The 19,527-nt window shown below is 71.4% G+C and carries 15 protein-coding genes; 8 read left to right on the top strand and 7 right to left on the bottom strand.

The window, feature by feature from the left end:
* Nucleotides 1-127 precede the first annotated feature (127 nt).
* Entirely contained in the window at nt 128-1,516 is a 1,389-nt protein-coding gene (locus ABZ857_RS21290) for a cation:dicarboxylase symporter family transporter (protein WP_357045384.1), read from the top strand.
* A 5-nt stretch (nt 1,517-1,521) separates the two neighbouring features.
* Here ABZ857_RS21290 and ABZ857_RS21295 read toward each other — a convergent pair whose 3' ends face one another.
* Nucleotides 1,522-1,887 (bottom strand): nuclear transport factor 2 family protein, encoded by a 366-nt coding sequence (locus tag ABZ857_RS21295; protein ID WP_357045386.1) that lies wholly within the window; start codon nt 1,885-1,887, stop codon nt 1,522-1,524.
* 94 nt (nt 1,888-1,981) lie between these two features.
* Here ABZ857_RS21295 and ABZ857_RS21300 point away from each other — a divergent pair, with 94 nt between their 5' ends.
* From ABZ857_RS21300 to ABZ857_RS21310, 3 genes are all read left to right on the top strand, one after another.
* Complete coding sequence (locus tag ABZ857_RS21300) at nt 1,982-2,866, top strand: LysR substrate-binding domain-containing protein (RefSeq protein WP_357045388.1); 885 nt, start codon at nt 1,982-1,984, stop codon at nt 2,864-2,866.
* A 162-nt stretch (nt 2,867-3,028) separates the two neighbouring features.
* Entirely contained in the window at nt 3,029-3,472 is a 444-nt protein-coding gene (locus ABZ857_RS21305; RefSeq protein ID WP_357045390.1) for a GNAT family N-acetyltransferase, read from the top strand.
* 108 nt (nt 3,473-3,580) lie between these two features.
* On the top strand, nt 3,581-4,171 hold the full coding sequence (locus tag ABZ857_RS21310) for a signal protein (protein ID WP_357045392.1): 591 nt from the start codon (nt 3,581-3,583) through the stop codon (nt 4,169-4,171).
* Nucleotides 4,172-4,234: 63 nt separating this feature from the next.
* Here the strand turns inward: ABZ857_RS21310 and ABZ857_RS21315 are convergent, their stop codons facing one another.
* Genes ABZ857_RS21315 through ABZ857_RS21325 form a run of 3 tightly spaced genes read right to left on the bottom strand, consistent with a single transcriptional unit; the run spans nt 4,235 to nt 8,275 of the window.
* Nucleotides 4,235-6,400 carry a hypothetical protein gene (locus ABZ857_RS21315; protein ID WP_357045394.1) on the bottom strand — a complete coding sequence of 722 codons (2,166 nt, stop codon included), beginning with the start codon at nt 6,398-6,400 and terminating at the stop codon, nt 4,235-4,237.
* Nucleotides 6,401-6,437: 37 nt separating this feature from the next.
* Nucleotides 6,438-7,376: a sugar kinase gene (locus tag ABZ857_RS21320; RefSeq protein ID WP_357045396.1), complete on the bottom strand. Its 939-nt coding sequence runs from the start codon at nt 7,374-7,376 to the stop codon at nt 6,438-6,440.
* Entirely contained in the window at nt 7,373-8,275 is a 903-nt protein-coding gene (locus ABZ857_RS21325) for a pseudouridine-5'-phosphate glycosidase (protein WP_357045398.1), read from the bottom strand. Before ABZ857_RS21325 ends, ABZ857_RS21320 begins: the two co-directional genes overlap by 4 nt.
* Nucleotides 8,276-8,581: 306 nt before the next feature.
* Here ABZ857_RS21325 and ABZ857_RS21330 point away from each other — a divergent pair, with 306 nt between their 5' ends.
* From ABZ857_RS21330 to ABZ857_RS21345, 4 genes are all read left to right on the top strand, one after another.
* Entirely contained in the window at nt 8,582-10,120 is a 1,539-nt protein-coding gene (locus tag ABZ857_RS21330) for an NAD(P)/FAD-dependent oxidoreductase (RefSeq protein WP_357045400.1), read from the top strand.
* A gap of 20 nt (nt 10,121-10,140) precedes the next feature.
* Nucleotides 10,141-10,860, top strand: a complete 720-nt coding sequence (locus ABZ857_RS21335) for a response regulator transcription factor (RefSeq protein ID WP_357045402.1) — start codon at nt 10,141-10,143, stop codon at nt 10,858-10,860.
* Complete coding sequence (locus tag ABZ857_RS21340; protein ID WP_357045404.1) at nt 10,857-12,290, top strand: HAMP domain-containing sensor histidine kinase; 1,434 nt, start codon at nt 10,857-10,859, stop codon at nt 12,288-12,290. Before ABZ857_RS21335 ends, ABZ857_RS21340 begins: the two co-directional genes overlap by 4 nt.
* 181 nt (nt 12,291-12,471) lie before the next feature.
* Nucleotides 12,472-13,356, top strand: coding sequence for a glycosyltransferase (locus tag ABZ857_RS21345; protein WP_357045406.1), 885 nt, complete (start codon nt 12,472-12,474; stop codon nt 13,354-13,356).
* A gap of 153 nt (nt 13,357-13,509) precedes the next feature.
* On the opposite strand, the gene ABZ857_RS21350 is transcribed toward ABZ857_RS21345, so the two are convergent.
* The 3 genes from ABZ857_RS21350 to ABZ857_RS21360 are packed head-to-tail and all read right to left on the bottom strand — an operon-like array spanning nt 13,510 to nt 19,522.
* Nucleotides 13,510-16,788 (bottom strand): type I restriction endonuclease subunit R, encoded by a 3,279-nt coding sequence (locus ABZ857_RS21350; protein ID WP_357045408.1) that lies wholly within the window; start codon nt 16,786-16,788, stop codon nt 13,510-13,512.
* Nucleotides 16,785-17,912 (bottom strand): restriction endonuclease subunit S, encoded by a 1,128-nt coding sequence (locus ABZ857_RS21355; RefSeq protein WP_357045410.1) that lies wholly within the window; start codon nt 17,910-17,912, stop codon nt 16,785-16,787. Before ABZ857_RS21355 ends, ABZ857_RS21350 begins: the two co-directional genes overlap by 4 nt.
* Nucleotides 17,909-19,522, bottom strand: coding sequence for a class I SAM-dependent DNA methyltransferase (locus tag ABZ857_RS21360; RefSeq protein WP_357045412.1), 1,614 nt, complete (start codon nt 19,520-19,522; stop codon nt 17,909-17,911). The genes ABZ857_RS21355 and ABZ857_RS21360 overlap by 4 nt, the downstream gene beginning before the upstream one ends.
* Between the last annotated feature and the right edge of the window lie 5 nt (nt 19,523-19,527).

Genomic DNA, 19,527 nt, shown 5'->3' on the forward strand with positions numbered 1-19,527 from the left:
CGGTGAAAACCGCCGTGAACGAAATGTACGCAATAGTGACCCAGGTCACTACCGCGGCGCATAGTCACCGACCAGATCACATCTCCGCCCGCGCCGTCGCGGGCCGCATGAGGACGAGGAGGGTCGTGTGACGACCACGATGAACCGGGCGCCCCGGGACCGGACCCATTACCTGTACCTGGCGGTGATCGCCGCGGTCGTCCTCGGGATCGCCGTGGGGCTGGCGGCGCCGGACGCCGGGGCCGCGCTGAAGCCGCTGGGCACGGCCTTCGTCGCCCTGATCAAGATGATGATCAGCCCGATCATCTTCTGCACGATCGTGCTCGGCGTCGGATCGGTGGCCCAGGCCGCGAAGGTCGGCAAGGTGGGCGGGCTGGCCATCGGCTACTTCCTGGTCATGTCCACGGTGGCGCTGGCCGTCGGCCTGCTCGTGGGCAACGTGCTGCACCCCGGCGAGGGGCTCCAGCTGACCGACGAGCTGCGCAAGGCCGCCGAGGAGCAGGCGGCCAAGGGCGGCGAGAGCGACACGACGTCGTTCCTGCTCGGCATCATCCCGGCGACCTTCGTCTCGGCGTTCACCGAGGGCCAGGTGCTCCAGACCCTGCTGGTCGCGCTGCTGACCGGCTTCGCGCTGCAGGCGATGGGGGAGCGGGCGGCGCCCATCCTGCGGGGGATCGGCCACCTCCAGCGGCTCGTCTTCCGCGTCCTGGCGATGATCATGTGGGCGGCTCCGGTCGGCGCGTTCGGCGCGATGGCCGCCGTGGTCGGCGCGGGCGGTTTCGACGCGCTGCGCAGCCTGGCCGTGCTGATGGGCGGGTTCTACCTGACGTGCCTGCTGTTCGTGGGGGTCGTGCTCGGCGCGGTGCTGTGGCTCGGCGCGCGGATCAACCTGCTGTCGCTGCTGCGCTACCTCGGCAGGGAGTTCCTGCTCATCCTGTCCACGTCCTCCTCCGAGTCGGCGCTGCCGCGCCTGATCGCCAAGATGGAGCACCTGGGGGTGAGCCGCACCGTCGCCGGCATCACGGTCCCGACCGGCTACTCCTTCAACCTCGACGGCACCGCCATCTACCTGACCATGGCGACGCTGTTCGTGGCCCGTGCGACCGGTTCCCCGCTCTCTGCGGGGGAGCAGATCGGCCTGCTGGTCTTCATGATCATCGCGTCCAAGGGGGCCGCCGGCGTCACCGGCGCGGGCCTCGCCACGCTGGCGGCGGGCCTGCAGTCGCACCGGCCGGCCCTCGTGGACGGCGTCGGCCTGATCGTGGGCATCGACCGGTTCATGTCGGAGGCCCGGGCGCTGACCAACTTCGCGGGGAACGCGGTCGCCACCGTCCTGATCGGCACGTGGGTGGGCGACTTCGACCGCTCGCGGGCGGAGGAGGTGCTGGCCGGCCGGGCCCCCTTCGACGAGGCGACGTTCGTGGACGACGAGGCGGCCGCCCCGGCCCCCGAGGCGGCCGCCCCGGCCCCCGAGGCGGGCCCCGCCCCCGCCCCCGCCCCGGCGGCTCACCCGTAACCGGATCAGCGGGCGGGCGGCGCGAACTCGGGCTGGTCGAGCACCCGCAGCCAGCTCCCGTCGGGCTGGCGCCGTACGACCTGGGCCCGGGCGCCGGCGCCGTCCTTCGGCGGGGTCGAGGTCAGCGCGATGTCGTCGCTGACCAGGGTCGGCAGCGGTTCCTCGGGCTCGAAACGGGGGCGGTTCGCCAGCACCTTCTCCCACAGGGCGCGGATCGCCTCCCGGCCGACCGTCACGCCGCCCGGCGGGTAGGCCAGCACCGCGTTCTCCTCGTACAGCGCCGCCACCCCCGCGGCGTCCCCGGCGTTGGACCGCTCGACGAACAGGCGGGTGATGTCCTCCGGCCGCATGGCCTTCTCGTACTCCGGCATGGGTTCCTCCCGATCTCTCGTACGGCCTCCAGCCTGCCGAGCCGCGTGTCAGAAGTCCAACAGATGGTTCGGATGGAAACTAGAATCAGGAGTTATGGAACTGCGCCAGCTGGAGTATTTCGTCGCGGTCGCCGAGGAGCGCAACTTCACCCGCGCCGCCGAGCGGGTGCACATCAGCCAGTCGGGCGTCAGCGCCCAGATCCGGCAGCTCGAACGCGAGCTCGGCGCCGAGCTGTTCGACCGGTCGGCGCGGAGCGTCACGCTGACCGTCGCGGGGAAGGCCGCGCTCGACCACGCCCGCGCCGCGCTCGCCGCGGCCGGCGCGCTGGGACAGGCGGTGGGCGAGGTGACCGGCCTCATCAGGGGCCGGCTCACCGTGGGGATGGTCGTCGGCTGCACCGTCACGCCGCTGTTCGACGCCCTCGCGGCGTTCCACCGGGCCCATCCGGGGGTCGAGATCGTCCTGCTGGAGGACAACTCGGAGCGGCTCGTCGAGGGGGTGCGGTCCGGTGCCCTCGACCTGGCCCTCACCGGGCTCGCCGCCGCCCCGGACGGTCTGGAGACGCTGACGATCGTCAGCGAGCGGCTCGTCGCCGCCGTCCCGCCCGGCCACCCCCTCGCGGAGCGGGGCGCCGTCACTCTGCGTGACCTCGGCTCGTATCCGCTCGTCTGCATGCCGTACGGCACCGGCCTGCGCACGGTGTTCGACCGGGCCTGCGCGGCCCAGGGCCTCCAGCCGGTGATCTCGCTGCAGGCCGGGGCGGCCGACGCCGTCGCGGACCTCGCGGCCCGCGGACTCGGCGTCGCCGTCCTCAGTGAGTCGATGGCCGTCGCCCACCGCGACCGGCTCACCGCGCTCACCATCGAGGACGTGGAGACGCCCGCCCTGCTCGCGCTCGTGTGGCGTGGCGGGCAGGGCCCCGCCGTGCGCGAGTTCGTGAGGTACGGCCGGAGGGCCTTCGCCGTCGGCACGGGGTGAGAAACGGCGCTTCGGGATGAAACGACGCTTCGGGATGAAACGGCACTCCCGGGTGAGAACGGCCGGACGGCCCGCGGACGCGAGGGGGTCCTGCCTGCCGCCGGTCTCGGGGGGTGAGCTTGGATTGGACGTATGTGCGCGGGTACTCCTAGAGTCCCTTTCATGACGTCTGGTGATCTCCAGCTCCGGAGGGCCGAGAAGACCGACGCGGACGAGATCTTCGCGCTCGCCCGCGAGTTCGCGCTGACGTTCCGGCCCGAGCGCGCGCCGTTCGACGCGGCGCTGCCGCAACTCCTGGAGAACGAGGACGCCTTCCTCATCGTCGCCACGGTCGACGGGACCGTACGCGGCTACCTGCTGGGCTTCACCCACATCACGCTGTTCGCCAACGGCAGGGTCGCCTGGGTGGAGGAGGCGATGATCGAGAGCGGTTACCGCCGCCACGGCATCGGGCGGCGGCTGCTCGAGGAGTTCGAGACGTGGGCGCGCTCACGGCAGGCCGGATACGTCGCGCTGGCGACCCGGCGGGCCGCCGAGTTCTACGGCGCCCTCGGCTACGAGGTGTCGGCCACCTACTACCGCAAGATGCTCAGACCGAAGATGTGAGCCCGTTATACGGGCTCGCGGGATCCGGAAACTCCTAATCGCCGTGAGGTCGGCGGTGATCGAGTCTATGATTCCCGGATGTCCCCAAGATCCCTATTGCCACTTCTGGTGCTTGTCAGTCTCCTGGCCGGCTGTGGCGCGACGGCCCGCACGAGCGGCGCGGACGACGTCGTCTCTCCGGAGCCGTCCGCCTCGCCCGCGGAGTCGATCCAGGGACGCTGGTGGACGTGGGCGTCCTCCGAGACCGAGAGCACCAACCCCGTCGCGGACGACACCGGGAAGTTCTGCGATCGGAACCAGCCGGAGGACGTCTGGTTCCTCGCCGGGACCTTCGGCGGCACCGTAAGGCGGACATGCGCGCTTCCCACGGGGAGGCCGGTGGTGTTCCCGCTGGTGAATCTGGTCGGCTCCCAGGCGCAATGCGAGGAGTTCATGGCCACCGCGAAGGGCGGCGCCGTCCTCGACGGCCGACCGGCCAGGCCGGAACGGATGGAAGAGGACGACGTCGCCGTGACCGGTGTGGCGGGCAATCCTCTGACCGGCGTGGAGGGAACGGAAACGTTCTACGCGTGCGGGCTCTGGGTGCGTCTGCAACCGCTGCGGCCCGGCCGCCACACGCTGACCATCCACGGGTCCTCCGGAGGCTTCCGCGTCGGCGCAAACTACACGCTCACCGTCGGGGCCGGCATGCGGGCATGACCCGACCGGCCCTTCCGGAGAGATGCCGCGCGTCGCGCCGTACGCCACGCGCGGCAGGGACGGTCAGACGGTCGAGGTGAGCTGGGCGTCCAGGCGGTAGCCGTCCACGGTCACGTAGACCGAGTCGCCGGGCCGCGCGTTCAGCCGCATCAGGACCGGCTGGAGCGAGTCGAACACCGGCTGCCGGTCACGCCACACCAGGACGACCGCGTTGTCTCCCGGGCCGGTGACCGACAGCAGTGTCCCCGGGCGCATGCCGAGCTGGGCGGCGTACCCCTCGGGGACCGCCACCGGCTCGCCGCGCAGGTGGCCGCTGGTGACGTCGATCCGCTGCCAGCGGCGCGGATCGGAGGCCGGGCTGGAGGTCGGGCGGGGGTTCGGCACCAGATGCGGCCGGGGCACGCCCCCCGCCAGGTTTCCGCCCGCCAGGTTCCCGTTCAGGTTGCCGCCCAGGTTCCCGTTCGTGAGCGCGTTGAGCGCGGCGAGCGCGGTGGCGGCGTCGGGCCCGTTGTTGGCCTGTGAGGGGATCGGGACCCCGCCGCGGCCGTGGTGGTGCCCGTTCGCGCCGGGCGTACGGCGGGGCAGCGGAGCGGGCTTGGCCGTCTGGTGGTCGGGGCCGTGCCGGGTGGGCAGGGGGCCGGGTTCGGACGGGGAGCCGGCCTGCGGCATGGAGTCCAGCCACGCCTTGGCGGAGTGGGCGCGGATGCCGAGCTGGCCGAGCAGCTCCACGACGTCGGCGTCCGCGGGCTTGCTCGCCAGCAGCTGGCGGGTCTTGTCACGCAGCCCCACCAGGTCGCCGACCACGAGCCAGCCGTCCTGCAGGCGGCGGTCGGGCATGAGCGTGACCAGCACCCGCCACAGCGGCGTACCGAGGGCCGGGACCTCGATGGGGTGGGACGGGTCCGCCGCGATGAGCTGCTCCTGTGTGGCCGCGGCGCCCAGCCACTCGGTGAGCCCGAACAGATGGCCGGTGAGCGGCGCGGAGTCGGGGGAGCGGAGCCACAGCAAAACCCGCTCCTCGGCCGTGCGCTGGGCCTGGGAGAGCAGCTCGCGGTCCACGTTGAGGTTGTGCGCCAGTGTGCGCAGGCTCACCGGCTCCGCGGCGAACAGCCGCTCGGCCGCGACGGCCCTGGCGAGCGGGTCCCAGTCGCGGAACAGGCCCTCGATGACAGCGACCATCGGGTGCGCGCTGAGGTCGGCCGGCTGCCGCTCCCGTGCCGTCTCGGCCGTGGGCTGGGCGGGGGAGGCCGCGGGCTGCGGGAGCGAGGCCCCGGACTGCCGGGCGAAGGGCTGGGTGGCGGGCTTGACCGGCTCCGCGACAGGCGGCGAGGCGGGCGACGGGGCCGGCGACGGCACGCCCTGCCCGGGCCGGACGGGCGCCTGACCCTGCTGAGCGGGCGTCTGGGTGGGCGTCTGGGCGGCCTGCCCGGGGGCCGGCGCGACCGGCCGGGCGAACGGCTGCGAGGTGGTTCCCGGTGCGGCCTGCGGGAAGGGCTGGGAGGTTGTCCCGGGTGCGGCCTGGGGGAAGGGTTGCGAGGTTGTCCCGGGTGCGGCCTGGGGGAAGGGTTGCGAGGTTGTCCCGGGTGCGGCCTGGGGGAACGGCTGGGAGGTGGTTCCCGGTGTGGCCTGGGGGAACGGCTGGGAGGTCGTCCCGGGCGCGGCCTGCGGGAGGGGCTCGGAGGGGGGACCGGCGGGCGCCTGCGGCTGGGACTGCGCCTGCGCCGGGGGCTGGACCCGGGTCTGGACCTGGGCCGCTGCCTCGCCCCCCGCGAGCGCCTGCGCGGACGGCCCGGACGCCAGGTCGCTCTCCAGGCGCCCGAACACCTCCCGGAAGACCGTGGTCAGCAGGACCTCGGGCGAGGCGGGAGCGGCCGGGGCCTGGAGATCGCACGGGGTCAGGCGGCGCAGCCGGTACCACCCGCCGAGGTGGTTGACCACCGTGCGTACGGGATCGGGCCAGCCGGGCATGGCCGGGTCCACGGTCTGCACCTGGAGCGCCGGGAGCAGGTCGGTGAGGGGCAGGTGATCCAAACGGCCGACGGCCAGGCGGGCGAGCCGCTCGCAGAGCCAGTCAACGCCGGTCGCCCGCATCACGCGGCCGATCCCGACGGATGCCCACCAGCCGCCGGGCAGGCGCGGGTCGGCCAGCATCTCGGCCACCTGCTGAGGACGGCTCCAGCGCAGGGCCGGGACCAGGTCGCTCAGGCAGATCGTTGACTCGGCGTCCATCGGTATGACCGCACCCTCCCGAGAGTGACGCATGTTGCTAATGGTGCAGCTTACGCTGCAAACCAGCAATTGGTGTCAATAGGGTAAAGTTCCCAGAATTCGGTCTGCCGCCGACCTGGGCGACCGCCGCCGCACCCGCCTCACATCCCTTGCGTAGGGCTTCCTCGGGTGTGCCGCCGGCCATCGAGGCGACCAGGAAGCCCGCGGCGAACGCGTCTCCCGCGCCCGTCGAGTCGACCACCTCCGCCGAGGGCGCGGCCGCTCTGGCGACTATACGGCCATCGCGGGCCAGCAGGGCACCGCCGGCCCCCAGCTTGACCACCGCCGTGCCGTAGTGGGCGCTGAGCGTGCGGGCCGCCGTCTCGGGATCCGCGGCGTCCGCGAGCAGCAGTGCCTCCTCCAGGTTGGGGATCACGACGCCGGCCGGGGCCGTCTCGCGGAGGAACCGCTCGGGGCCGAACGCGCGCAGGGGCCCGCAGGAGGCCGGATCGACGCTGACGGGAATCCCGCGCCCGGCGGCCTCGCGCATGGCCAGCCGCGCAAGCTCCAGGCCCGGCTCGGCGAACATCGTGTACGCCGACAGGTGCAGATGCCCGACCCCGTCCAGGAGGTCGGGCGTCCAGTCGCCGACCCCGATGCGGCCGCTCGCCCCGCGGTTGGTGAGCATGGACCGCTCCCCGGTGGAGTCGACCATCGCGATCACGACGGCCGAGGGCCGCTCCGGGTCGATCCGCAGGTGCGGCCGGACCCCGGCCTTGGCCAGCTCGGCCGCGTGCCATTCACCTGTGTCGTACCCGGCCCGCGCCAGCAGGCGGGTGTCGGCGCCGAGCCGGGCGGCCCAGGAGGCGGTGTTCGCCCCCGAGCCGCCCGGGCGCAACGCGATGTCGGCGGGCGTGTCGGTGCCGGTGGCCGCGGGGCCGTCGTGCAGCGCGACGACGTCGGTGACCACGTCGCCGATCACCAGCAGACCGCTCACCCGGCCGCCCAGGCGGCCGCGATCTCCCCGGCCAGGCGGGTGTTGCCGCGTACGGCCGCGAGGTTGGCCTCCAGCGACGCGCCGCCCGTGCCCTCGACCAGGTATTCCAGCAGGAACGGGGTGATGGCCTGCCCGGTGACCCCGCGCTCCTCGGCGGCGCGCAGGCCCTCGGCGAGCACCCGGTCGTGCAGGTCCGGGTCGAGCTGGAGGTCGGCGGGCACCGGGTTGGCCACGATCAGCGCGGTCTCCAGCCCGGCGAGCGCGTCCTGGGCCCGCATGATCCCGGCGGCGTCCTGAGGCGTCTCGATGCGCCAGTCCACCGGCTCTCCGGAGCTGTGCAGGTAGAAGCCGGGGAACTCGTCGGTCCGGTAGCCCACGACGGTGACCTGCTTGGTCTCCAGCCGCTGGAGCGTCGCGGGCACGTCGAGGATCGACTTCACCCCGGCGCACACGACCGTGATCCTGGTGCGGCTCAGCGTGTCGATGTCGGCCGACTCGTCCTGCACCGTGGTCCAGCCGCGGTGGACGCCGCCGAGACCCCCGGTGGCGAACACCCGCACGCCCGCCCTGGCGGCAAGGAACGAGGTGCCCGACACGGTGGTGGCGCCGCTCAGCCCGAGCGCGGCGGCCGGGGCGAGGTCGCGGAAGCCGAGCTTGCGCAGGCCCGGCTCGGTCGCGATCCGCTCCAGCCCGTCCTTGTCCAGGCCGACCCGGGGGACACCGTCCAGCACCGCGACCGTCGCCGGCACGGCTCCCGCCTGCCGGACGAGGTCCTCCAGTTCGAGGGCGACCTGGAGGTTGCGGGGCTGGGGAAGCCCGTGGGAGATGATGGTGGACTCCAGGGCGACGACCGGACGGCCGGCGGCCAGCGCCTCGGCGACCTCATCGGAAACGCGCATGTCTCTCCTGTTTCCCGTTTGGGGTTCTTTCGTTGGCGGAAGATTGTCCGCTTCGGCATATTCTGCCCGGGTCTTGCGGGGGACCTTGCGATAAGTTGCGGGCGTCCGCCCAGGCCCGTCCGACGCCGCATCCTCCCGTCACCCCCTCCGAGACCCTCCCACGCCCGCCCACACGCGCCGAATCCGGCCCGTGGACAGCCTGGCGGCCCGCCACAGACATCGAGCCCCAGACATCGAGCCCCAGACACCGAGCCACAGACACCGAGCCACAGACACCGAGCCACGTACGACCCGGGAGAACGCTCCATGCCACGCTCGCACTACGACGTCGTCATCGCCGGCGCCGGGCACAACGGCCTCGTCGCCGCGGCCTATCTCGCCCGGGCCGGGCGCAGCGTGCTGGTCCTGGAGCGCCTTGGCCACGTGGGCGGCCTCGCCGTGTCGGCCCGTGCGTTCCCCGGCGTGGACGCGCGGCTTTCGCGCTACTCCTACCTCGTGAGCCTGCTGCCCACGAAGATCGTGAAAGATCTCGGGCTGCGCCTCGACCTGCGCCGCCGCCGCTTCGCCTCCTACACCCCGGCCGGCGACACCGGCCTGCTCGTGGACAACGAGGACGCCGCGCGCACCGCCGCCTCCTTCGAGGCCGTGACCGGGGGACGGCACGACCTGGCGGCCTGGGAGCGGTTCTACGGGATGACCGCCCACGTGGCCCGGCGGGTCGCGCCGACGCTGCTCGAACCGCTGCGCGACCGTACGGCCCTGCGGGAGGTCGTGGGGGACGACGAGGCGTGGCGCGACCTGTTCGAACGGCCCATCGGCCAGGTCGTGGACGAGCGGTTCGCCGACGACACGGTGCGCGGGGTCGTCCTCACCGACGCCCTGATCGGCACCTTCGCCGATCCGGCCACCGACCTGCTGGCCAACCGGTGCTTCCTCTACCACGTGATCGGCGACGGCACGGGCGACTGGAACGTGCCGGTCGGCGGCATGGGCGCGGTGACCGCCGAGCTCGCCGAGGTCGCCCGGCGGCACGGCGCCGAGATCCGCACCGGGGCCGAGGTGCTGGCGATCGACCCCGGCACCGGGGAGGTCACCTTCCACGACGGTGCGGAGCACGCGGTGACCGCGGGGAAGGTGCTGGCCAACCTGCCGCCCGCCGTGCTCGCCCGGCTGCTCGGGGAGACGCCCGAGCAGCCCGAGGGCGCCCAGCTCAAGATCAACATGGTGCTGTCGCGGCTGCCCCGGCTGCGGGACCCCGCCGTGGATCCCGCCGAGGCGTTCAGCGGCACCTTCCACATCAACGAGAGCCGCGACCAGCTCGCGGCGGCGTACGCGCAGGCGGCGGCGGGGAAGGTGCCGGACCTGCCGCCCGCCGAGGTCTACTGCCACTCGCTCACCGACCCCTCGATCCTCGGCCCGGAGCTGCGGGAGGCGGGGGCGCACACGATGACGCTGTTCGGCCTGCACATGCCGGCGCGCCTGTTCGCCGACCCGGCGGCCAAGCGGGAGGCGCTGGCCCGCACGCTCGCCTCGATCGACTCCGTGCTCGCCGAGCCCGTCGAGGACTGCCTGCTGCGCGCGCCCTCGGGCGAGCCCTGCCTGGAGGTCAAGACCCCGCTCGACCTGGAGCGGGACGCGGGCCTGCCCGGCGGCCACATCTTCCACCACGACCTGTCCTGGCCGTACGGCGAGGAGGGCGACCACGGCGCTCGGCCTGCTCAGTGGGGTGTCGAGACCGCGCACGAGCGGGTGCTGCTGTGCGGCGCGGGCGCCCGGCGCGGCGGCGGCGTCAGCGGCATCCCCGGGCACAATGCCGCGATGGCGCTGTTAACCCGATTCTCATGACCCTCGGGTAGCTTGTGCCGGTGCGTGAGGAAGCGGCGAAACTGCTGGTGGTGGACGACGAGCCCGCCCTGAGGGAGGCGTTGCGCAGCAGCCTGGAGTTCGAGGGCTACGTGGTCGAGACCGCCGCCGACGGGCTGACCGCGCTCGACCTCCTCGACCGCGCCGCGCAGAACGGGGGGACGTACGACGCGGTCCTCCTCGACGTCATGATGCCCCGGCTCGACGGGCTGACGGCCTGCCGCCGGCTGCGCGCGGCCGGCAGCCGGATCCCCGTCCTCATGCTCACCGCCCGCGACGCCGTCGGCGACCGCGTCTCCGGATTGGACGCCGGAGCGGACGACTACCTGGTCAAGCCGTTCGAACTCGACGAGCTGCTCGCCCGGGTGCGGGCGCTGCTGCGGCGCGGCGGGCAGTACACGCAGAACGACGGCGGCGGCGACGTCCTCGCCTTCGGCGACCTGCGCATGGACACCGTGAGCTGGGAGGTCACCCGGGCCGGCCGCAGGCTCGACCTCACCCGCACCGAGCACCTGCTGCTCGAACTGTTCCTCACCCACCCCCGTCAGGTGCTCACCCGAGAGCAGATCCTGCGAGAGGTGTGGGGCTTCGACTTCGAGCCGTCGTCGAACTCGCTCGACGTGTACGTCATGTACCTGCGGCGCAAGACCGAGGCGGGCGGGCTGCCCCGCCTGATCCATACCGTGCGCGGCGTTGGCTACGTGCTGCGGTCGTCCCCGTGAGGCGCCGATCCCTGCGCTCCCGGCTCACTCTGCTGATCGCGGCGGCGGTCGCCCTGGCCGTCGCGGTGGCGGCGGCGGTGTGCTGGCTGCTCGTCCGCGGCGAGATGCGCGGCCAGATCGTCGGCTCGATCACGCACCTGCAGCCGCCGGCGCAACAGGTCGGGTTCGCGCTGCGGGACTGCGCCGGTCAGGGGCGCAGGGAGGGCCACCCGCGGCCCGACTGGGACCCCTCCGGACGCAGCTGGCAGGTCGTCCTGGCGGACGGCTCGGTGTGCGTCGCGTCCGGATCCGCACAGGTGACGCCGACCGCGCGGGAGCGGGCGATGGCCGTCTCCGGCGGCACGCCCGTGCTGCGCGACGCGGTGACCACCGACGGCACCTCCGTGCTCGTCTACACCTTCAGGTATGAGCCGCGTCTCGGCGGCCCGCCGGGCGACGCCCCGCAGTTCGCGGAGCCGCCCCTGCCGCAGGGCCCGGTGACGGTCAGCGTGTTCCGCTCCACCGGCGAGATGGACCAGACGCTCCGCATTCTCGCCCTCGTCTTCGGCTCTGTCAGCGTGCTCGGCGTGCTCGGCGCCGCCGTGGCCGGCCTCTGGCTGGCCCGTACGGCGTTGCGCCCGGTGGAGCGGCTGACCCGCGCGGTCGAGCACGTGGCCAGGACGGAGGACCTGAGCGTGACGATCCCGGTCGAGGGGGAGGACGAGATCGCCCGCCTCAGCCGGTCGTTCAACACGATGACCGCCGCCCTGTCCAGCTCGCAGGAACGCCAGCGGCGGCTCGTGGCCGACGCCGGGCACGAGCTGCGCACCCCGCTGACCAGCCTGCGCACCAACATCGACCTGCTGCTGCGCAGCGAGAACACCGGCCGCGCCATCGAGCCCTCGGCCAAGCGGCGGCTGCTGGCGAACGTCAAGGAGCAGTTCGAGGAGATGTCGAGCCTCATCGGCGACCTGCTGGAGCTGTCGAGGAAGGCGGAGAGCGGCGAGCTGTCGTCCGACATCGACCTGCACGAGGTGGTGGCGTCGGCGGTCGAGCGGGCCAGGCGGCGCGGCCCCGGGCTGCGCTTCGACGTGGACCTGGAGCCGTGGCAGGTCCACGGGGACGCCCGGGGCCTGCAGCGGGCCGCGGTGAACGTGCTGGACAACGCCGTGAAGTTCAGCCCGCCCGGCGGCCTGGTGACCGTGCGGCTCAAGGGCGGCGTGCTGACCGTGCGCGACGAGGGCCCCGGCATCCCCGGGGACGAGCTGCCGCACGTCTTCGAGCGGTTCTGGCGCTCGCCGTCGGCGCGCAGCCTGCCCGGCTCCGGCCTCGGCCTGTCGATCGTGGCACAGGCCGTACGGGACGCCGGGGGACGGGTCGCGATCGAGAACGCGCCCGGCGGCGGGACTCTCGCCACGGTCGAACTCCCCGGCGGCCCGCCCGCCGCCTGACCTGCCTGGGCACGCTCGGACGCTTGGACGCCGAGGTCCGGCCGAGCACGCCCGGGCGTCCGCGATCGGCCCGAATCCGGAGGTGACGACCACTAGGGTGGTGGGTTAACACGCCGGGAACGGCGCGTGACGAGACCCCGCTAGGTGACACGGCCGGTGCCACACGCATCAGGGAGACACGATGACCAGCCCGAAGGCCACCGTCGACGTGGTGGTGCTCACCATGAACGACCGGCCCGAGCCGTTCGAACGGGCGATGGAATCCCTCCTGGCCCAGCGGGACGTCGACCTGCGTGTGGTCATCGTCGGCAACGGCGTCGAACCCGACCACGTGCCCGCCGGGGCCCGCACGGTGGTCCTGCCGGTCAACGAGGGCATCCCCGCCGGGCGGAACGCCGGCGCCGACGCCCTCGCCGGGCCGGACGCCGGAGAGTTCGTGTTCTTCCTCGACAACGACGCCGTCCTGCCCGCCCCCGACACCCTCGCCCGGCTCATCGCCGTCGCCCGCCGCCACCCCGGGGCCGCCTACGTCCAGCCGCGCATCGCCGACCCCCGCAGCGGGGTCACGCTGCGCCGCTGGGTGCCGCGCCTGCGCGCCGGCACGGCCACGCGGCCGGGCACCATCACCGTCATGGCCGAAGGCGTCGTCCTTCTCCGCCGCGCCGACTACGAAGCCGCCGGGGGCTGGCCAGGCCACTTCTTCCTCTTCCACGAGGGCGTCGACCTGAGCTGGAGGCTGTGGGATCTCGGACGCACCGGCTACTACGCGCCGGACGTCGTCATCCACCACCCCGCCACCGACCCGGCGAGGCACGCCCCCTTCTACCGTCTCGTCGCGCGCAACCGGGTGTGGCTCGCCTACCGGAGGCTCCCCGCCCCGCTCATCCCTGTCTACCTGGCCGTCTGGAGCGTGGTCAGCGCCGTCCGGATTCGCTCCCGTGCGAACCTCGCTGTGTGGTTCAGGGGGCTTCGCGAGGGCCTGAAGGGCGGGCACGGGCAGCGCCGACCCATGTCGTGGGCGACCGTGGCACGGCTCACCCTCGCGGGTCGCCCCCCGATCGTCTGACCGGCGGGCCCAGCCCTCAGGCCGTCACCTCGCCCCCAGGGGGGTCTGGACTCGGCGGGTGTCGTGAGCCATGGCACCTCACGGAATTCGCAAACGGTCGGCCCGCGGCACGAGCCGAGGAAGAACGGTTCGCTGCGGACTCGGACGGTTCTGTCAGTCGACCGTGCCGTCCTTGGACCACACGTCGGCGAAGTGCTCCATTTGCCGGAGGACCAGCTCGATGGCTTTGACCTCCTGATCCGACGGGTAGTCGCAGCGGGCCAGAAGGCGCTTGATGGTGGCGCGCAGCCGGGCGCGGACGGGCTCGCGGGAGATCCAGTCCTTTTTGAGGTTCTTCCGCACCTGGACGACCAGGTCACGGGCGATGCCTGCGAGAACCTCGTCTCCCATCACCTCGCGTGCCGTGCCGTGGTCGGCGACCGCGTCGTAGAACGCGAGCTCCTGCCAGTCCAGGGGCGGCGTGAACCGCTCGCCGCGCTTGGGGTCGTTCGCGATCTCCTTGGCCAGCTCGACCAGCTTCGCGATGGTCTCGGCGCTGGTCAGCTGCTCGCGCATGTACCTGATCATGAGGTCCTGCAGACGCTCGGAGAACGTCGTCCGCCGCACGATGTTGTGCCGGGTGACCTCGCGCATCTTGCGCTCGATGAGCCGGCGCAGCGCCTCGGCGGCCAGGTGGGGCGTTTCGCTGTCGGTCAGCTTGGCTATCAACGCGTCGTTGAGGTGCGTCAGGTCGGCGGTCTCCAGACCCGCTTCGGCGAACAGGTCGGTGACCCCGCTCGTCTCCACGACCGTGGACGTCAGCTGCTCGAGATACAGCTCGATCTCGCGGGTGGTGCCGGGCAGGCCCCTCGCCTCGCGGTCCATTGCGTCCAGCTTCGCCATGTAGACACGGACCTCGACGAAGAACTGGATGTCCCGCCGCCACGTCTTCGGGTGGTCGGGAAACCGCTCGCCGATGGTGGCCGAAGACGCGGTGAGCGCGTAGAAGCGTTCCAACAGGTGCGCGTGTTCCCGGAAACGGCGGCCGAGGGTCCTGCTGGGATCGTCGAGCTTCTCCGGGTTGTTGCCAGGGGTCCTCGTATCCCGCAGGTGGTTCGCGGTGCGCAGCGCCGCGTCGACGAAGGAGGTACGGCTGGGCCGGGCCAGCAGGCCACGCCAGTCGAAGCCGCGCAGGATCCCCTCGATGATGTCGAACTCGTTACGCAGCTCGTCCAGGGCCCGGTCGATGTCCTGACCCAGCGTCTGGTCCTGGCGGTCGGCCGCCGAGTACTCGGCGATCGCCTTCTGGAGGTTCTCGGTGAGCGGGGCATAACCGACCAGCAGCCCGTCCTCCTTGCCGCGGAAACGACGGTTGACGCGCGCCAGCGCCTGCATGAGGGTGGCGCCCCGAAGCGGCCGGTCCAGGTACATCGTGTGGATCGGCGGCGCGTCGAAGCCGGTCAGCAGCATGTTGTTGACGATGAGCAACTCCAGCTCGTCGTCGGGGTCCTTGGCACGGTTGATCACGGCCTTGCGCTGGGAGTCGCTCAGCGCGTGGGCCCGCAGACGCTGGGGATCCTTCCGGGAGTTCGACGAGAACACGATCTTCATCGCGCCCTTCGCGGGGTCGTCGCTGTGCCACTCCGGGCGCAGTTCGCGCAGTGCGTCGTAGACGCGGACGCAGATCTCCCGGGTCGCACAAACGATCATCGCCTTGCCGGGCACGCCGCCCTTCTCCGAGACGCCGACGAACGGCTTCATCCGCTCGCGCCGGGCCTCCCAATGCGCGACCAGGTCGTCGGTGAGGTCGCGGATGCGGGCCGGCGCGCCGTACATCGCGTTCATGGTGGCGACGGCCTGCTCGATCCTGCGGCGCTCGGTGTCGTCGAGGCCCTCGGTGATCCGGTCCGCCTCTTCGTCGATCTTCGAGATGTCGACGTTGTCGTCGAGGACGAGCTCGACGACACGGCTCTCGTGGTAGACCTTCACCGTCGCGCCGTCGTCGGCGGCCCGCTTGAGGTCGTAGACGTCGATGTAGCCGCCGTGGGCGCCCCTGTCTCCGAAAACGGCCCGGGTGTCACGGTCGGCCGCGGAGATCGGGGTGCCGGTGAAGGCGAGCAGAGTGGCGTGCGGCAGGGCGTCACGCAGGTGCCGGGCGTAACCGTCAAGGGTGTCGTAGTGGCTTCGATGCGCCTCGTCGACCACGACGACGATGTTGCGCCGGTCGGACAGGAGCGGGTGATCGGTGCCCGACTCCTTCTCCTCCTTGGTCCGGCCGAACTTCTGCAGCGTCGTGAAGAGGATGCCGCCGGTCCGCTTGGCGGCCAGCTCCTCGCGCAACTCGGCACGCGTGAGGATCTGCCGGGGCTTCTCGGGGAGGATCTCGCTCTCCAGGAACGTGGAGTGGAGCTGGTCGTCGAGATCGTTGCGGTCGGTGATGACGATGATCGTGGGGTTGAGGAGGGCCGGGTCGCGCATGACCAGATTGCTGGTCAGCACCATCTCCTCGGACTTGCCCGAGCCCTGCGTGTGCCAGACCACGCCGGCCCTGCCGTCGGTCGCCGCGGCTTCCCGTACGGCTTCCGCCGCCCGGTTGACGGCGAAGAACTGGTGCGGCTTGGCGATCCGTTTGGTCTTCTTCGACGGAACGAAGTTGATGAAGGAGGTGATCAGCTTGAGGAAGCGGTCATGCGTGAACAGGCCGTGCAGCGCGAGGTTCTGCGCCGACTCCGACAGACCCGCGCCGTCCAGCGACTCGACCGGCTCCCCGGCCTCGTCCACGTTCCACGGCGCGAAGTGCTCGAAGGGCGTGAACGGCGTGCCGTACTTCGCGGTGACGCCGTCGGAGAGCAGGACGACCGCGTTGTAGCGGAAGGCGGTCGGGAACTCCGCGACGTACAACCCGATCTGGGCGTGCGCGTCCTGCAGCGTGGCGTGCTCGTCGCCGGCACGCTTGATCTCGAGGACCGCCAGGGGCAGGCCGTTGACGTAGAGGACGAGATCGAAGCGACGGTTCTTCTCGCTCTGGATGACGGTGACCTGCCGGACCGCCCGGTAGACGTTCGCGGTCGGATCCGCCAGGTCGATCAGCCGGATCGTCGGGTTGTGCTCGGCGCCGAACTCGTCGGTGTAGGTCACCGAACGGATGCCGCCCGTCAGACGGCCGTGCGCGGTCCGGTTCTCCTCGTAGGCATCGCTCGACCTCGCCCGCGCCGCCTCCTCCACCGCCCTGCGTACGGCGTCGGGGGGCAGTTCGGGGTTGAGGCGCTCGATCGCCTCGCGCAGGTCGGCGTAGAGGATGAGGTCGTCCCAGGACTTGCGCTGATCGGAGCCGGGAGCGAGCTCGTTGCCGTTGGCGGGAAGCCAGTTCAGCCTGGCGAGTTCGTCGAGAGCGAGAAGCTCCCAGTCGATCTCCAGGGGACGGAAGCGGGGGTGCCCGGGGGGAGGGGTCACGTTTCGTCCTCGACGATCTTCTCCGCGTCCCTGACGCGGAGCCGGCCGGACATGAGTTGGGGGAGGAGGGTGTCGCGCAGGGCGGCGAGCGCGCGGGATTCCTGGCGCATCGCGGCCACGGAGCGGGCCAGGGTCTGGATCCGCAGACTCGTTTCGCCGAACTGGCGCGGATCCACGACCTCCGCGGAAAGAACCTCGGCAGGCCGGACCCGCTGATGGCTCTTCGAGGTCCCTGTCACCTTCGACGCAAGAGTGTCGAGGAATTCCTGCTGCGCGATGACCGCCCACAGTTCGTGGGGGGTCAGGCCCGCACGTGGCACCAGGACCAGGAATTCGGTCGAGGCCAGTGCCGGAGTCCCGGATTGAGGCTCCACGTCCCAGACGCGCGGAATGTCCGGATTCAGCTTCGAGAGCAGTACCGAGGGCCTGCTGATCAGGAACTTGTTGCTCTTGATGGTTTCCGGGGCCACGCGCTCCGGAGACTTGCCGGTGTCGAACGCGGGCAGACTGTAATGATCCACCTGCCTGTCGGCCATCTCCGCCGGCGAGACCTGCTCCTTCGAAAGGGAGCCGATCTCGTCGAGGCGGACGCGGGACGCCCACTGCTTCCCGGAGGCCATGGCCAGCACCAGTTTCTCGCCGGTGGCCGCGATGCGCTCGTTGAGGGCGATCTTGTCGTCCAGGGCCACCAGTACGGCGACCACCGCGTCCTGCACCGCTCTGCTCGGAAGCCGAAGGGTGATGGAGTTGAGCGCGGCCTGGGTCAGCTTGGGTTGCGTGGACCCCGACAGATACCCGGAGATGTCCGCCTGGTTCAGCGCGTACCCCAGGTAGCGCGTGTTGGCGAACTGGTTCGCCTGGACCACGTGAGCGTGGTTGTTGACCCAGAACCTGCCGGTCGCCACGAACGCGACAGGAGTTTTCCGCGTTCGAAGGTTTTCGCCGTCCTCCGCGACGAGGAGGTATTCTCCGTCGAACAGATATTCATTGACCTGGTCGACTATCCCGGAAGCCCCGTAATAGGGGTACGGCCCCGGGATCCGGTCTGTGGACTTGATGGGGACGCGGACGGCGTCGAAGTTCCGCGTCACCTCACCCAGCGTGAAGGCGCGCAGCCGGCTCATCCGAGCCTCCCGAGTTGCTCGCGGACCGTCTTGGCCAGTTCGTCCGACCTGTCGAAGAGCTCGAAGAGCTCCTCCGTCAGCGCGGCGATCTTCTCCGCGACCGCCTCGGGGTCCTCCTCCTCGGCCTCGACGGCCCCGACGTACCGTCCTGGGGTGAGGATGTAGCCATGCGAGCGGACCGTTTCCAGATCCGCCGAGAAGCAGAAGCCCGGCTTGTCCTCGTATGTGAGCCCGGCGTCGCGCGCTGAGGCGGTTCCACGCCACGCGTGGTAGGCGCTCGCGATCTCAGCGATGTCGGCCGGTGTCAGGACGCGCTCGGTGCGGTCCACCATCTCGCCCATGCGGCGAGCGTCGATGAAGAGGATCTCGCCGCGCCGGTCCGTCAGCCGCTTCCCGCCCTGCGGAGTCTTGTCCTTGGCGAGGAACCACAGGCACGCCGGGATCTGCGTGGTGCGGAAGAGCTGCGACGGCAACGCGATCATGCAGGCCACGAGGTCCGCCTCGACGAGAGCCTGCCGGATCTCGTCCTCGCCGTTCTGCTGGGAGCTCATGGAACCGTTGGAAAGGACCACGCCCGCCGTGCCGCGCTCCCCCAGCTTGCCGATGATGTGCTGCAGCCAGGCGTAGTTGGCGTTGTTCTTCGGCGGCACGCCGTACTTCCACCGGGGGTCGTTCTCGTTGCGCGGCCAGTCCTTGATGTTGAACGGCGGGTTGGCGAGGATGAAGTCCGCCTTGAGATCCGGGTGCTTGTCGTCGTCGAAGGTGTTGCCCCAGCGGGGGCCGAGGTTGCCGTCGATGCCGTGGATGGCGAGGTTCATCTTCGCCAGCCGCCAGGTCCGCTCGTTGAGCTCCTGGCCGAAGACCGAGATGTCCGACTTGTTGCCCGCGTGGGCCTCGATGAACTTGCTGGCCTGGACGAACATGCCGCCCGAGCCGCAGCACGGGTCGTAAACCCGGTCCTTGTACGGCTCCAGCACCTCGACCAGCAGCTGGACGACGCAGCGCGGGGTGTAGAACTCGCCCCCCTTCTTCCCCTCCGCTCGGGCGAAGTTGCCGAGGAAGTACTCGTAGACCTCCCCGAGCACGTCCTGGGCCGGCTTGTCGCCGTTTCCCGAGAAGCGGGCGTCGCTGATGAGGTCCACCAGCCCGGCAAGGACCTTCTGATCCACCCGGTCCTGATTGAAGATCTTCGGCAGGACGCCGGTCAGCGCGCTGTTCTCGCGCATGATCACGTCCATCGCGTTGTCCAGCAGAAGGCCCGCGGCCTGACTCTTGGCGTGCGCCGAGATCCACGACCAGCGTGCCTCCTCCGGGACCCAGAAGACGTTGTGGCCGGTGTATTCGTCCCTGTCTTCCAGGAACTCCTCGAGCCGCTCCTCGGCGATGCCCTCCTCGGCCAGTTCCTTGGCCAGCTTGGTGCGGCGCTCCTCGAAGGCGTCGGAGACGTACTTGAGGAAGATCAGTCCGAGGACGAACTCCTTGTACTGGGCGGCGTCCAGGGAGCCGCGGAGCCTGTCGGCCGTCTTCCAGAGGATGTCGCGGATTTCCTTGGTGCTGGAGGCGTTGAACAGCTCGGCCTGGGCGCCGGCGGATTTCTTCGCTGGGGGCATCGGGG

Origin of the sequence: Microbispora sp. NPDC046933 (assembly GCF_040644635.1) — a bacterium.
Classification (GTDB): Bacteria; Actinomycetota; Actinomycetes; order Streptosporangiales; family Streptosporangiaceae; genus Microbispora.